Source organism: Aquimarina sp. ERC-38, from assembly GCF_026222555.1.
In the GTDB taxonomy this organism is placed as follows: domain Bacteria; phylum Bacteroidota; class Bacteroidia; order Flavobacteriales; family Flavobacteriaceae; genus Aquimarina.
On sequence record NZ_CP098511.1, the window covers coordinates 4,089,586 to 4,104,897 of the forward strand.

Here is a 15,312-nt window from a genome sequence, read left to right on the forward strand (position 1 = left end):
GTCTAGAAAGTTGTGCAACAGCCACAAGGTGTATAAAACATAGCTAATAAGTGCTTAATCGAAAGGTTTGTATATATTTATAAAGTCCGCCAAATTTTTGATTTGGCTTTAAAACGAAAAAGTTAAAACAAAATATAAAAATTTGACTCAGTTCTAATTCGAAAATGTAATATCTTTTTGCTCGCTACAATTTTATACACTAGCCGTTCAAGCCCATATTCCGCTACGCTCCGTATGGGCATGAATGTGCGGGCGGCTATGCCACCAGTTCTTACCCGTCACTGCCGAGAGCGGAGAACGGGCAAGAACTGGCTGCTACTTGTCCAGCTGTAGGCAGAATAATACATTTTTTCTCCACTAAGATATTTCATATCTTGCTTTGCAAAAACACGCTATAGCCGCCCGAGCATTAGAAGCAATAAATTGTAATGACTGATACAATAGACAAACTTAGAAATTACCTGACTAAAGAAAAATTTAATTGTTCCGAATGGGAAAAGCGTGGACTCAACCCTTCTTCGGATGAAATCTGTAGAGTTATGAGCCTTGGAGTAAACAATTGCTGTAAGTCTCTTATTCAAGACTGTGAACAAAAAAATAATGACCGAATATTCAAAAGAACTCTCAAAAAAGGACTTAAATCAATAGATAAAAACCAATTAGACACAGAAGAAAAAGAGTTTATTTGCGATTGTTTTCATGAGTTGGCTAACATAGTTTCCGTAGATATAAATAATGAACTTAATTCATGGATGTATGGATCCTTATTAAGCGGAATTATGAGCATCTCAAATGCATTAAAAGGAAAAGAAAAAATAATTGAGATTTTAAGTCAGAATTGTACGAAATGTAAAAGTAAACTTGAAACTTTTATAATAGGGAAGGAAGAAGGAATTCCAGACTACGTATTTGATATTGTGAAATGTAAAAATTGTGGAGAGTTAAACTTAATTGATAAAGGACCTAATATTAAATCTTTAAGATTTGGTGAATATGAGCCTGTTGAACAATTGAGAAAAGATGAATATAATTTTGAACAAGCTAAGGAGCGGTTGGAACAAATAAAATATTGGAGAAAATAAAGCCTCTAACGTTATATATAAAATCATAACCGCCTATCGACAGGCTACGTTTCAAATACTTAATGTTCAAGTCCATATTCTGCTACGCTCCGTATGGGCTTGAATGAGGGGGCGGCTAAGCCACCAGTTCTTGCCCGTCACCGTCGGGAGCGGAATACGGGCAAGAACTTGCTGTTACTTGTCCAGCCGTAGGCAGCATAACGCATTTTTACTCCGCTAAAATATTTTATATCTTGCTTCGTAAAAACACGCCATAACCGCCCAGCATTGTGCACAATGCTGAAAAAATCAAGATGATAGAAAAATTTAAGGTGAAAATATCTCAATCAGCACTTGACGATTTGAATGAAAGAATCGAAAAAGTCAGATGGCCCGATGAAATTGAAAATTCGGACTGGAAATTCGGAACAAGTTTATCATATATAAAGGAATTAGCGGAATATTGGCAAAAAGAATTTGACTGGAGAATAACAGAAAAACAAATAAATTCCGTTCCAAATTTTATAGCGAACATTGACGGCAATAAAATCCATTTTCTTCACATTAAAAGTAAAAAGAAAGATGCCATTCCAATCATCATAACTCACGGTTGGCCTGGTTCATTTCTTGAAATGTTCAAAATCGTACCATATTTGACAGAATCGGAAGATATATCTTTTGATTTGGTTATACCTTCAATTATTGGATTCGGATTTTCAACAAAGCCGATAAACAACGGGAGTGACTATGGATTTAATGCTGATTTATGGCATAAACTTATGATTAAACTTGGGTATAATAAATATGGACTTCAAGGCGGAGATATTGGTGCAGGAATTAGCATAAAAATTGCACAAAAACATCCCGAAAGTATTATCGGAATGCATTTGAATTACATATCTGATTCCTATGAACCCTATTTTAAGGAAAACGAAAATACTAATATAACTATGTTCCAAAAGCGCATTGGAGAATGGAATGAACAAGAAGGTGCCTATGCTATCCTTCAGAGTACAAAACCTTTGTCATTAGCGTATGGACTAAATGATTCACCAATTGGACTTTGTGGCTGGATAATCGAAAAATTCCACGCTTGGAGTGACAACAATGGACACATAGAAAATAGTTTTACAAAACAAGAGCTACTGGCAAATGTGACCCTATATTGGTTAACTCAAACAATACACTCGTCAATTAGAATGTATTACGAAATTAGCCTTAATCCAATGAAATTTGGAAATAACGATTTTATCAATATTCCAGTCGGGTTTGCAAAATTTCCAAAAGAGATTCCTACACCCCCAAGAGAATATATTGAAAAAGGTTTAAATCTGGTTCATTGGACAGAATTACCCAAAGGTGGACACTTTCCAGCGTTGGAACAACCAAAATTATTAGCGGATGATATAAGGACCTTTTTTAAAAAACTAAATTAAGCCGTGCGAAAAGCACTATGTACAACACCGGTTATTGCAAATAAGGCGGTAAGTACCTATCCCGCTGGCTTGGGTTCGGCGGATTGGTCAGTGCGAACCGCCCGCCCACTTGCAATAGCCACCCGCGCATTCTGCAATACTATAACTACCTAACAATGAGATTATGGCAATAAAAAAATATATACTTTATTTTCTTTATTTCAACTTTATATTTTCTTACGGACAAGAAGTGGAATCAGACATATATTTCTCGAAAATTGAAATAAATAAAAGATTTGTAGAGCTACTATATTGTGGAAATACGAGTCACTTCACTGTTAGAATTAATGGCAGAAAAATCGAAGAAGTAGAAATGGAGGGAGAAACTAATATTGCAAATAATACGCATTTTATAGCTGTAGATAATATAATAATACAATCAGCGATTATACCAATTTCTAGCTATCTAAAGAAAGTCAATTCAACAGATGAAGCAAAAGTTCTAAATGGGTATTTAACCTATGAATTGGAATATATGAAAAATGAATTGAAAGTAAACATTTCGGATGCCCTAACGATGTCCGGGAACCTTCAATCTAGAAAATATGCCTTATGGAAATATAAGCTCACTGATAATATTAATATTAATGACCAAGAAACTGTAAAAGGACAAATCCATCTTTCTACGGTTTGTTTTGACCAAATTTTAACGCTAGGCATTCCTATTTTGGATTTGTCACTGGAAAATAAATATAAAAGGAAACTTATAAATATAGCACGTCAAATAACAATGAATAAAAAGCGGTGCGAAAAATAATGGTACGTAACAAAATCTAAGTGCACGTTGGGTAAAGGTAATTTATTCACAGTGTTTGCGTATTTTTATGAAGTCCGTGAAATCTTAAAGGTTTTAATTTGGAAAAAAATAAATCAAAACAAAAAGATTTTGCTAAAGGCTGTAACAATATGGAAGTTGTTTTTCTGCTCTTACATTACACTTAGAAGAAACATTGTGTGCTTTACGAAAAAAACATTTTAAAATTGAATAAACTTTTAGAATATCGTGAAAAACTTAATCTCACTCAAGAGGAATTAGCCCAAAAAGCAGGGGTTTCTACTCGAACTATTCAGCGTATCGAAAAAGGAACAGAACCAAAAGGGCATACTTTAAAAGTTTTAGCAAAAGCCTTAGGAGTTTCAGAGGATAACTTAAAAGAAAATAAATCGCTGTCAGATAAAAAAGCTATAGATTATCAAATGGCGAAATATATCAATTTGTCATCAATACTTGGTGTAATTTTTCCACCATTCAACATTTTATATAAAGTCTAATATTTTATTACACAAAAAAGGTTTATCTTTGTTAAAAACATATGGGTAGATCTACACGTAAAGTGTCTGGTTATACACCGGATCAAATAAAGGCACTTTTCAACAACGAGGATAAATACAAAATAGGTTTACGCTTGTATGCCGTTTACCAAGTTTCTTTAGGAAAGCCAAGCCGGGAACTAGAGGCGTTGTACAACACAAGTTTTAAGCAAATTTTAAACTGGGTATCCAGGTTTGAAAAAGAAGGTATTGAAGGGCTAAAGGATAAAACAGGTAGAGGGCGCAAACCAAAGCTTACAGAGGATCAAAAAACGGAGTTGAGCCAATTAATTCTAGAGGCAACCCCGGAGGATTACGGGTACAACTCAGCTACCTGGAACGGTCCTTTACTTATTGATTGGATTGAGAAACATATGGGGGTTAGCTACAAACGGGCTCAGATCTATAATATATTAAAGGGCCTTGGCTTTAGCTATCAGAAATCGAAAGGCATCTATCCGGAAGCTGATCTTGAGAAACAAGGGGAGTTCAAAGAGGAGTTAAAAAAAACTCTTGGAGAGTCCTGCTGACACGGTACTTTTGTTTGAAGATGAGTTCTCCCTGTCAAACATTGCCACTGTAAGTTATCAATGGTCACCTAAGGGCAAGCAACCTAAAACAATCTGCAAACAAAGAAAAAGGGAACGCCAGACAGCTATGGGGAGTTACAATTTTGAGACCGGGCAAATTACCGTTACCTTTCATCAAAGGGGGAACTATCAAAGTTTTAAAAAGCACTTGAAAAAAATAATGCACATCTATAGAAAACACACTAAGATTATTATGGTAGTGGATAACGTAAAGTTTCACCATGCAAAATTACTAAAAGTATGGTTAAAGAAACACCCAAAACTTGAGATCGTATACTTGCCCCCGTATAGTCCGGAACTCAACCCTGTAGAGAGAGCATGGTGGTTTATGAGAAAAAAGATCTCACACAACCGTTTTCTTCATTCATTAGAAGAGAGAAAAGTGGCTTTCTGGAAAATGTTTTCGCATTTTCAAAAGCCAAATCAGAAAATGATTAAAATTTGTGAAATTAATTTTTAGACTTAATATAATACCATTTTTTATTACAAAGTTTAAAAAACAAGTAAATGAGATAAACCAACAAATTATTTCAGTACAAATTTTGTACACAATTATAGCTTTTGTAGTTATTATATTATGCCTATTTATACCTAAATGGTTTGGAATTACAAGACAATTATTTTTAATGTCGTTAGTGAGTTTTCCTATTATCAATTTATTTATAATTGTTAGAAACACTATAGAATTAGATAGAAACAAAAGACTATGTATAAAGCTAGATTTCAGCTTTTTATAATTCATGTCAGGAGTTTGTCATATAATTGTCGGGAATAAGTTTACTCATTTTCTAGTTGATATCAAGAGATTTGTAATCTCAAATATCAACTAAAACTCAAATGAAATTCTACAAAGCAATTTTGGCAATCTTATTAATTCTAATAGTTGAAAATAGCATTGCACAAGTCGAAAAAAATTCAGTCTTATTTATTGAACTAAAAAAAGCTGATAGTCTAACTTTTGATGAAGGCTTTAATAAATGTAACTACAGTGCTTTAAAAAAAGTACTTCACAAAGATTTGGAGTTCTTTCACGACTTAGGTGGTAGTCAAAATTTGGAACAGTTTTACAAGGCTTTTTCAAAAAATATATGTGGTGATTCAAAGTATAAACCAATACGTAAATTGCTACCTGAAACCCTTGAAGTTTATCCTTTAAGGAACAACAAAAAACTATACGGTGCTATACAAAAAGGTGAACATAATTTCTATATAAAAGAGCAAAACAAAGATATTTACATTACAGGTTATGCAAAATTTATAACCACTTGGATTATAGAAAATGGAAATTGGAAAGCTAAAAGAATTTTAAGTTATGACCATAAACCTGTAAAAGACTATGGTGAAAAATTTAATGCTAATTATGCTTTTCCTTTGTTTGATAATGACAAAAAAATAGAAGAACTATTAACAAAACACAAAATTCCATCCATAGCATTAGGGGTAATTAAAAATGGTAGTCTTCAACAAATACGAACCTTTGGAAACAAAAAGTCAGGTCAACCAATTTCGAGTAATAGTATATACAAAGTTGCATCTTTAACAAAACCAATTACCGCCTTTGTTGTATTAAAACTCATTGATGAAGGAGTTTTGGATCTGGACGAACCTGTTTCAAGATATTTTATAGACGAAGATATAAAAGATAGTAAATATTTAAATAAACTAACTACAAGGCATATTTTATCCCATCAATCAGGTTTTCCAAATTGGAGATATTTATCAGATGATAATAAATTGTTTTTTCAATTTGAACCAGGAACAAAATGGCAATATTCCGGAGAAGGCTTTGAATACTTACGTAGAGCTGTTGAAAAGAAATTAAACCATCCTTTTGAAGAAATTGCTCAAGAAAAATTGTTTAATCCACTCGGAATGAATAACACACATTATTATTGGACTGATAAGATTGATGAAAAACAATACGCAGTTGAACATGATAAAAACGGAAAACCAATAAACTACGAAAAATATACTGACGCAAATGCTTCGGCAAATTTATTGACGACAGTTGAAGACTACTCAAAATTTTTAGTGCATATTTTAAATGGAGCTGGTTTATCAAAGAAAAATTATAGTGAGTTTTTAAAAGTTCAAGCACAGGAAAAAAAAGGGATTGATTGGAGCTTAGGAATGCAAATGCTGTCTGATCTACCGAATAATGAAACAGCGTTTATGCACACTGGCGGAGATTACGGAACGAAGACCATTGTAATAATTTTTAAAAACTCTAAAGATGGATTGGTACTATTTTCCAATTCAGAGAACGGAATGATTTTATGGCAAAAAGTTATATCTGAATATTTTGGGGAGATTGGAGAAGAAATTGTGCGAAGGAATTTGGAATAGTTAGAAAAGTACAGCATACAATGTAAGCTTCCCTGAAAGAAGGTTCGTTGAATATTATAGTAATTTTTAGTAAGATGTTCTGAAAATAATTTTCAAAAAACGTTAAAAAATTTAAGAAATTGACGAAATTATTATGTAAAATAACTATTTTTAAAACTCATTGATTTACAAATAATTAGGCTAATATCTGAACGTAAAAAGTTTGAACTCTGTCCTGTCGAGGTCACTTTATTAACAAATCCTTAATACTTTATGTTTTAAGGATTTTCGTGTTCAAGTTAACAGGCTTCAATTTTTGAGAACTAATTCTGGCTTCTTTATGTTCTTAAACTTCTTGCCATACCATAATATAATACCGGTAACAGGCAGTGATGCTGCAATTAAACTCGCCAGGAAGGCAATAAGTTTTCCGGCAAGTCCCCCGATAGCCCCAATATGAATGTCGTAGTTCATTCGGATAACTTTATCTGCAAAGTCTGCGTTCTGATACTTGCCATAAATGCTATTAACTTCCAGTTCTTTTAATGTGTTTTGGTCAAAAAATAAATAGTCCATATTATAATATAAACCTTTGGAATTACTTACCTCTACCAAGATAGAAGTGGTATCACTCTCCGGGTAGTGCAGTTCAAAACTTTTAGCTTCTTTATAGGTTTCTTTTAATCGCGGAACCAATTGGTCATATGCCAGTTGTTCCTCGGAAGTTTGATTATACGCAATTTCGCTATTGGGTACTACAAACCGTGGATCTTTATCACCCCCGGTTGCTTTGTAGGCAATAAAGTAGAACCAGTTAAACGCCATGATACATCCGGTAAAAGCAAAAATTAAGGTAAAAGAAGAAATGTAAAATCCAATAATAGTATGTAGGTCAAAATTTTTACGTTTCCATCGGGTAGAACTTTTCCAGTGGAACTGTAGTCGTTGACGAAAGTTTTTCCGGTTTTTAGGCCACCATAAAATCAGTCCACTTATGATGATTAATAAAAATAACAAGATAGCATAGGATACTACTAGGGAACCGATAGCTTTAGGCAGCCATAAATGTAAATGACCATCCAGTACAAAAGCAAAAAAACCGGAATTCCGATCAATTCTTTTTAGAAATTCTCCCGTGTAAGGGTTGAGAAATACCGATTGATAAAAAACCTCGGGTTCGGCTTCATAAAAAACAACTTCCAACGCTTCGTCTGGCGGACCATAAATAACACCATGAATAGTTTTACCGGGTATAATGCTTTCCGCAATAGTTTTCACTTGCGATGCATCTATAAAATTCAATTCCTGTACAGCAACCTGACTATAATCATCGTAGAAACCTTCAATCTCTTCTTTAAAAACCCACAAGCATCCGGTTATTGATACAATAAGGACAACAATTCCGGTAAGTAACCCCAGGATTTTATGAACCTGAAGAATCAGTTTTCTTTTGTTTTTTTTGCTCTTTTTTTCGACCATATTTCGAATTTTCCTTTCAATTATTTTAGGTTGTTAATCCCATCCCCAGCCCTTCCCAAAGGAAAGGTAGCTTAAAGTCCTTTCCTTTGGAAAGCATTTAGGATAGTATAGATGTTTGTAAATAAAATAGTTGTGGTAATTTTAATACACCAACGCTATTACAAACTAGAGCCATATAGACTTATAACAGATCACAAACTAAAAGCTACTCGTTACTAATCTTAAAAATACCTTTTACTGCGACTCCGTCAATGGTTGCTCCTTTGATGGCGGTTGCGGCTTCAGGATCTATGATATAGATACTTGTCTCGCCGGCATCCGATATGGTTCCGACCTCGGTTGCGGCTCCGGTTCGCGCACTGATGTATGCTTTTCCATCCTCTAAATAAGTATTCGCGGTATAGCGATTAGCATGTAAGGGCATTCCGGAAACATTTGTAACGGTTTTTGCTTCTAGGTCAATTATAACCAATTTAAAGAAATTACCTTGTTCACTAAATACGCCCCAATCCCCGATATCTGTCACATTATCTTCTGCTAATATCCGGGCAATAGCTTTGTTGTTTCCGACATAGTCCATCCAAAAGATTTTACCTCCGTTAGGCGCATTTTCAACATCAAAATCATAGGTGTCATCAAAATTAGTGGCTCCAGGAAGAATTCGAAGAATGGTCGTAGGATTATCGGTTTCTCCAAAGAATCCCATTACATTAGATGCTGAAGAGGAAAAGGTATACATGGTATTATTTTCCGTTTGATGCAACCCGGTTTGGCTATTGATACCAATAGCATTCGCTCTGTCCTCTTCTAGCAAGGTACTAACCGTCATTTCTGGATAATTTAAGATAGCTACGTTGGCCTTATCGGCTTCTATCATTTTAAAAGAACCATCTACAGCTAGTTTATGATAGGAAACAAATAATTGATTTCCTCTAAGTTCCATCCCGGTAATCCAGGGTAGATATGAGGTTTCGAGGTTTACCGGATTCTCGGGATCGTTCTGAAAGTTCAATTGATTGTCTACTGCACTACTTTCAATGCGTTCTGCCTGACCTGTTTCTCCATTTATAATGGTAAAAACCAATTCGGGAATTGAAGGTACATTATCCGCAGACACCGCGACAGCCCTGGCTAAATCCACAGTTAAAAGTGTATTCTTATCAATTCGGGCGATGGTTTTATCCAAGTTATTGTCAAAGGTAAAATTGGTACGTTCTGTTAAACTTCCTTCTTCGTTCAACTGGTACGCTATGGCTCTATTATCATCCGAAAATCCAATACTAAAAACAGAATTTCCTGCCTGCTCTGCAAAACGCCAACCAATCTGCGGAATTCCCTGACCTTTAACGGATAGCTCTCCTGATTGTAAGGAGGCTAAATCCGGTACCTCTAATAAAAAGTCTACGGTTGAATTGTCTGCGGCAACATCCTGAAAACTTAGTACATATTTAGACGAAGTCGTTACTCCGGGATCTGGATCCGGGTTCGGAGTATCATCATCAGAGTTGTTACAGGAAACAAAAAGTAGTGATACACCCACAAAGGCGTATGGTAAAGCGTTTTTGAAATATTTAGAAATGTTCATAATAAGAATAATATGTTTTACGAATTAGTTAAATAATACCTGAGTTTTAGAAAAAATGCCCTACCCGGTTTTTGTACATTCAGGTTATCGTACAATCGGGCGTTTGTAATATTTCTGATCTGAAATGAGAGATTATATTGATTATTACGTAGGCTATACCCGAATTCTAGGTTATGAGACCATTGTTGCGGAATCGAAAAACGTTCATCTTCGGCAGCGCTGGTAAACGATTGTGAAGGAAAGGCTTCGGTAAACAAAGTGTTCCATTTTAAAGATAGATCCCCTTGTTTTCTGATCAGGTTTTTAAAAGTATATCCAGTTTCCAGGTTTCCGAAAAAATAAGGTTCATTAGCAATACGCTCCTCAGTATCTGTATTGGTAAGGTATTGGTGAGTGGCGTTAGCTTTCAGATACAAATTATCTTGCAGGCTTATGCTTATTTGTCCGTCAACGCCTATGGTATTTACGTCAGTCAGGTTAATATAAAACCCCTGTACACCCCGGGTAAATAAAAAAAGTCGATTGTTACTGTTGCGATTAAAGAGGTTTGCATCGATCTGGTATTGATTCGTATTGTCAGCTCGATAGTTCCAAAGCACTCCAACATTTACATTTTGGCTTTCTTCGGGTTCTAAAGTAGGATTAGGGAGTAAATTAAGTCCATCTCCAAAAAACTCATAGCCCTCCGGTACTCTAAAGGTATTTTCAAAGGAAAATTTCACCTGTAGGGTAGGATGAATTTGATACGAAACAGCTATCCCATATCCAAAATTATTGTACGTTGATTCAAAACTGGTAAATTGCTCATCCGGATTACTGGCAAATACATCTTCCAAAACACTTTCAATTCCAACAAAAAAACCTTTAGTAAAAGCAGTGGCCGAGAGTTGGTTTTCAAATGCTTTTAGGGAATAGGATAGCCCGATAATATTTTTATCAATTACCTGCGGATCTTCAAACGCGATAGGAATTACGCTCAATGGATCTTCGCCTTGTCTTTTTAAATAATTTTTAGTGTAATTGAGATTAATGGTATGCTGAAAATTAATTTTATATTGAAAAGAAGCATTCACAATTCTTCGGGAATCATCAAACTGAAATAAAGTTTTGGACCTTCCGGTTTCTCCCAAAACCGTATTCGATCGCATTCTTGAATTGCCCAACCAATCAAATACCTGGGAAGAGGTATCGATAATTTTAGAGGTGACTTCTGCAAACTCTCCGTAAATTTTAGCTTTTATGTTTTGACTAAAAAGCGAGTCTTTTTGAAATTGTAATGAAATAAGTCGCGCTTGTTCTTTTCTGCGGACGTTTCCAAAAGGCACCTGGGGCGTAATTCCATGCTGAATTTCGTTGTCATTTGCTGAATAAATGGCACTCAATAATAGCTTATCTGCAAATTTTTGAGCGACCCAACCGGTTTTTAACCAGACCATACCCGAGGTGTAGGCATCGTGAAAACGTTGTGCGGTAGGCTGCCGTTCTCCGGTTTCATTACCTAAGGAATCTCTTAGCGTAAATCCATCCTGATTAAATTCATTTCCATTTATCGTGTAATCGTTATTCGAATAATTAAAGAAAGAACTTACCGCTAGGGTAAATCCTTTTTTGCTGAAATAATTACCATTTATCGAAGCTCGCTGGGTGTTAAAAGATCCGGTATCAAAAGCTACATCAAGAAAAGACTCTTTTTTCTGATTGGTGATAATATTAACCGCACCTCCCAGTGCATCAGCTCCCAAAAATATAGGAACTACTCCTTTGTAAACTTCAACTCGCTCTACCAAATTAGCTGGAAAATTATTGAAAGTCAACGAAGACCCCAGGTTATCTTGGGGAATCCCGTCAATAAAAAATCGTACCTGATTCCCAGAGAATCCATTAATGGAAAAACTAAAATCCGCACCTAACCCACCATTCTCTCTTACTACTACCCCCGGTAAGGTATTGAGTAGCATATTAATATCTACGCTACTATTTTTTAATCCTTCCGTTTCAATAACATTAACGGTAAGTGCCTGTTCCTTAATACGATTCGCTTCACTTTTACCAATAACAGTAACATCTTCTAATAATTCTTCATCTCTCTTTAAAACAATAGCAATGTTTTCTTTTGAAGTTAAAGCCACCTCTACTGTATAAGTAAGTGAACGATACCCTAAGTAATCAAAACTTAGCGTAAACGAACCCTCTGGAAGCGTAAGACTAAAATTACCCGCAACATCCGTCAGAGTGCCAACCCCTTTTTTTTCAACAACAGAAACGGTAACACCTACTATGGGTTGATATGATTCATCGGTAACTGTCCCTGTAATTTTAGATTGAGAATAGCTCTGATAAATGCATCCGAAGAAGCATAGATAACAATATATTTTTTTTAAAAAAAACAAATTCATCGGCGGTATTTATGAAACTATTTACTTAGATTTACATTGTTATTTATATTTAATCTAAATAAAATTAATGCAAAATTATTGGTTTGTTACTGATCAAAATGACGTTTAATGGATAAAAAAAGACGTGATCAAACTACGGAGATATTTTTAACGAATACTGAGGAGTGTAAGGACTTTTGGCGTTTGCAATTACAAGCGGTGTCTAAATCTGATATTTGTGGAATCCGCCATTTTCGCTATAATTTTATTCCCACGTTTGGTAATGGTTTTTTTGAATTTTACAGCTTTAACGGTGTATACTTAAGCATTATCGATTTTACCTTATTTGATGATCTTAACCTTTCAGGTATTCGTACGGATGAAGTCTTAGAATTTTCTTTTTTACTGGAAGGAGAGCAGATTATTTCACTGACTCATTTAAAAAAAGACTTGATCTATGAAGGCCCCGAGAGCTACTTTAGGTATATCCCTAAAACGGCAGGTAACATTAAAATCCCAAAAGGAAAACGTTTTAAAGAAATTAAAATTAAGTTAGGTGCTAATTTTATTAAAAACCATTCATTAGATCAGGAATATGATTTACAAGAAACCTTTAGGTTAACTACCACTGATACCATTACGCAACCCATTCCTTCTAAAACCCAAGTGTTACTCACTGAAATTTTGGAAGATACCCGTAAGGGCATTCTTAAGCGATTATTTTTAGAATCTAAAGTATTGGAATTATTGTCTTTACAGTTAGATGTTGAAAAGGAAATATCTATAGATCCTACCACGGTTAATACTCAAACCACAAAAAAAATTTATCAAGTACAACAAATTATTTTAGCTAACCTATCCCAACAGGTTTCCATCCAACAATTATCCAAAGAAGTAGGAATAAATGATTTTGTCGTCAAGAAAGAATTTAAACGGGTATTTGGGCAAACTATTTTTGAATATGCCCTACAACAACGTATGGATCATGCACGGAAATTACTACTCCACAGTAAAAAACCCATTTACGAAATTTCCGAACTCGTAGGGTATAAAAATGCCACTCATTTCTCCGCCGCCTTTAAAAAAATCGAAGGAATTACTCCAAAGAAGTTTCGTAGCGAACGTGAGGCTGGGATTGGGTAGTAACCAACCCCACACTCAATTTTCTGCGCTGTGCAGCTGCTAAGATTTCCATTTTCCGTAAATCCGAAGCGTTTGTCTTCATACATGCATCTACCCAAATATCCGTAATATTCAATAATTCTTCTTTTTGCAGTGGATTCACCAGTTTTTTACATTGCATATGATGATATTCAAAATTAAACCGGCAAGCTAGTTTCTGAAGTATATTTCCGCTTGTTGATATCATATTATGTTCTTCAGCAACTTCGTGTATCAAACCCAAAGATTCGAAAAAGCGGGATTTGTAAACGCTTCCGCTACGAATAATCATATCAGCATCGCTATGATTGAGCTTTCGGTAGAGTAAACTATAAGCACCCATTCCCGGAAACAAGTTAAATTTATTTTCTGGTAATCCAAGTTGTGCAGTTTCGTTGGCAATGATAAAGTCATGGGCTAATGCACATTCAAAACCGCCTCCGTAAGCGTTACCTTCAACCTGAGCAAGTGTAATTACCGGAAGGTTAAATCCATTGTAGATATGATAAATAGCGTTGATGCAGAGGTGTGCATACTCTCGAAGCCTATCCACCTGACGATTTATAATACATTCTAAAAAGAAGGGCAAATCCCCTCCTAAATTATAAATCCCTTGATGTTCAGAACCGGAAATAATGAATTGTAAGGGTCGGTCGGGATGCGAAAAATACGCTTGTACCCATCTCGAAAAAACCTCGAATTCTTTTAGTCCGGCAAGGCAGAAATTGGGCATTCCTTTATTTCGGATTTTCCAGGTTAAGGTTTGTTTTTCTTTTTGATAATCCAAAGTAACACATTGAAATTCTTTCATAACTAGAGTTTTTGAAGGATTACGGAACGTTTTTCACCAATTTCGCTTTTCTTTTTCCGGGAAAAAATACGATCAAAGACAAAGCGTTGAAGGATCAGCGTCAGTCCTATAAATGTGGGAATTAAAAGAAGCACTCCGCCAACTCCAAACTGCTGGTACCCCAAGACACCCATGCCCCAACAAATAATCACCCATTGAATGAAGTATATCGTAGTTACACGTTTGCTACAATAGTAAAAAAAAGAAAACAACCTGTTTCCTTTAACTTTAGAAACCAATACATTAGCTAGCCATAATAATACTAAATTAAATCCGGTGAGGTAAAACGTACCTCCAGGTCCCAGATGGAAATAATCGCCAAAATGGTATTCAAAATTATAATAGCAAAGTCCGCCACCTATAAGCATTAATAAGATTCCAGCTACCAACATTCTTTTGAATAAATAAGAGTTACTTTTCTGTTGTTCTTTATACCACATCCCAAAAAATATCCCGATCAGGATAAATGAGAACCATGGGAAAACAGCAAAATATACATTCCACTCCGCACCCCATAACAAATCCAATACATAATCCACTCCGGGAATGCCTAATCGAAATCCATGTACCTCTTTAGTCGTTATAGCAATTAAAACCGCTATGGTTAAAGGCACGTACTTGTTTTTAGAAAAATGATTGATGATTCCCATAAATAATAACGAAAACCCAGCCAATTGTAAAATATCGCCAGTCCCCAGCATATAAACCATATTCGCATACGTTGCCGGAGCTGTCCACCCGTAGGCTTCAATAAAATTATCCGGTACTGTTCCTATCAGGGTAGGTAGTACAAACTTTAAAAAATTCATTAGATATCCTACAGCAAGAATATAACATGCTCTTTTAATAGATAAAACAATACTTTGATTTCGGGATAAAATAAAAGATACCCCCATTGCAATCAAAAACATCGGCGTGCCTTTACCAATAAAATGTACAGCTGCTCCCAACCAGGTTTCGGTTTGGGTAGGTACATCTCCATAAATCCAAAGCGTATGAACAATTACGACCATGAGTACACTGATCCCACGGGCAAGATCAATGGCTTTGATTCGCTTAAATTTTTGAGGTGTTTTGTTTGTTACTATTTTTGTTTCCAT

The 15,312-nt window shown here is 35.2% G+C and carries 14 protein-coding genes; 9 read left to right on the forward strand and 5 right to left on the reverse strand.

Translation table 11 applies throughout. From position 1 onward, the window contains the following. Positions 1-428 precede the first annotated feature (428 nt). The 8 genes from NBT05_RS17005 to NBT05_RS17040 all read left to right on the forward strand — a co-directional run bounded on the left by NBT05_RS17005 (position 429) and on the right by NBT05_RS17040 (position 6,783). Positions 429-1,082 (forward strand): DUF4844 domain-containing protein, encoded by a 654-nt coding sequence (locus tag NBT05_RS17005; protein WP_265771101.1) that lies wholly within the window; start codon positions 429-431, stop codon positions 1,080-1,082. 293 nt (positions 1,083-1,375) lie between these two features. After that, positions 1,376-2,497 (forward strand): epoxide hydrolase family protein, encoded by a 1,122-nt coding sequence (locus NBT05_RS17010; RefSeq protein WP_265771102.1) that lies wholly within the window; start codon positions 1,376-1,378, stop codon positions 2,495-2,497. Positions 2,498-2,500: 3 nt separating this feature from the next. After that, positions 2,501-2,650 (forward strand): hypothetical protein, encoded by a 150-nt coding sequence (locus NBT05_RS17015; protein ID WP_265771103.1) that lies wholly within the window; start codon positions 2,501-2,503, stop codon positions 2,648-2,650. 10 nt (positions 2,651-2,660) lie between these two features. Next, a complete protein-coding gene (locus tag NBT05_RS17020) occupies positions 2,661-3,293 on the forward strand; it encodes a hypothetical protein (RefSeq protein WP_265771104.1) in 633 nt (210 codons plus the stop codon). A gap of 224 nt (positions 3,294-3,517) precedes the next feature. Next, positions 3,518-3,808, forward strand: a complete 291-nt coding sequence (locus NBT05_RS17025; protein WP_265771105.1) for a helix-turn-helix domain-containing protein — start codon at positions 3,518-3,520, stop codon at positions 3,806-3,808. Positions 3,809-3,849: 41 nt separating this feature from the next. Then, entirely contained in the window at positions 3,850-4,377 is a 528-nt protein-coding gene (locus NBT05_RS17030; protein ID WP_265770110.1) for an IS630 family transposase, read from the forward strand. Beyond that, the gene (locus NBT05_RS17035; RefSeq protein ID WP_265770109.1) at positions 4,361-4,897 is read left to right on the forward strand and encodes an IS630 family transposase; all 537 of its coding nucleotides are present in this window, start codon (positions 4,361-4,363) and stop codon (positions 4,895-4,897) included. The genes NBT05_RS17030 and NBT05_RS17035 overlap by 17 nt, the downstream gene beginning before the upstream one ends. A 377-nt stretch (positions 4,898-5,274) precedes the next feature. Further along, positions 5,275-6,783, forward strand: coding sequence for a class A beta-lactamase-related serine hydrolase (locus tag NBT05_RS17040; RefSeq protein ID WP_265771107.1), 1,509 nt, complete (start codon positions 5,275-5,277; stop codon positions 6,781-6,783). Between the two features lie 288 nt (positions 6,784-7,071). Here NBT05_RS17040 and NBT05_RS17045 read toward each other — a convergent pair whose 3' ends face one another. The 3 genes from NBT05_RS17045 to NBT05_RS17055 form a co-directional block, all read right to left on the reverse strand. After that, positions 7,072-8,241, reverse strand: coding sequence for a PepSY-associated TM helix domain-containing protein (locus NBT05_RS17045; protein ID WP_265771108.1), 1,170 nt, complete (start codon positions 8,239-8,241; stop codon positions 7,072-7,074). Between the two features lie 205 nt (positions 8,242-8,446). Next, complete coding sequence (locus NBT05_RS17050; protein ID WP_265771110.1) at positions 8,447-9,826, reverse strand: DUF4374 domain-containing protein; 1,380 nt, start codon at positions 9,824-9,826, stop codon at positions 8,447-8,449. Positions 9,827-9,843: 17 nt separating this feature from the next. Continuing rightward, positions 9,844-12,222 (reverse strand): TonB-dependent receptor, encoded by a 2,379-nt coding sequence (locus NBT05_RS17055; protein ID WP_265771111.1) that lies wholly within the window; start codon positions 12,220-12,222, stop codon positions 9,844-9,846. A 108-nt stretch (positions 12,223-12,330) separates the two neighbouring features. Between NBT05_RS17055 and NBT05_RS17060 the strand changes: the two genes are divergently transcribed. After that, on the forward strand, positions 12,331-13,344 hold the full coding sequence (locus tag NBT05_RS17060) for an AraC family transcriptional regulator (protein ID WP_265771112.1): 1,014 nt from the start codon (positions 12,331-12,333) through the stop codon (positions 13,342-13,344). On the opposite strand, the gene NBT05_RS17065 is transcribed toward NBT05_RS17060, so the two are convergent. Then, on the reverse strand, positions 13,298-14,173 hold the full coding sequence (locus tag NBT05_RS17065; RefSeq protein ID WP_265771113.1) for a crotonase/enoyl-CoA hydratase family protein: 876 nt from the start codon (positions 14,171-14,173) through the stop codon (positions 13,298-13,300). The two genes, NBT05_RS17060 and NBT05_RS17065, sit on opposite strands and share 47 nt — an antisense overlap. A 2-nt stretch (positions 14,174-14,175) precedes the next feature. Further along, complete coding sequence (locus tag NBT05_RS17070) at positions 14,176-15,312, reverse strand: heparan-alpha-glucosaminide N-acetyltransferase domain-containing protein (RefSeq protein WP_265771114.1); 1,137 nt, start codon at positions 15,310-15,312, stop codon at positions 14,176-14,178.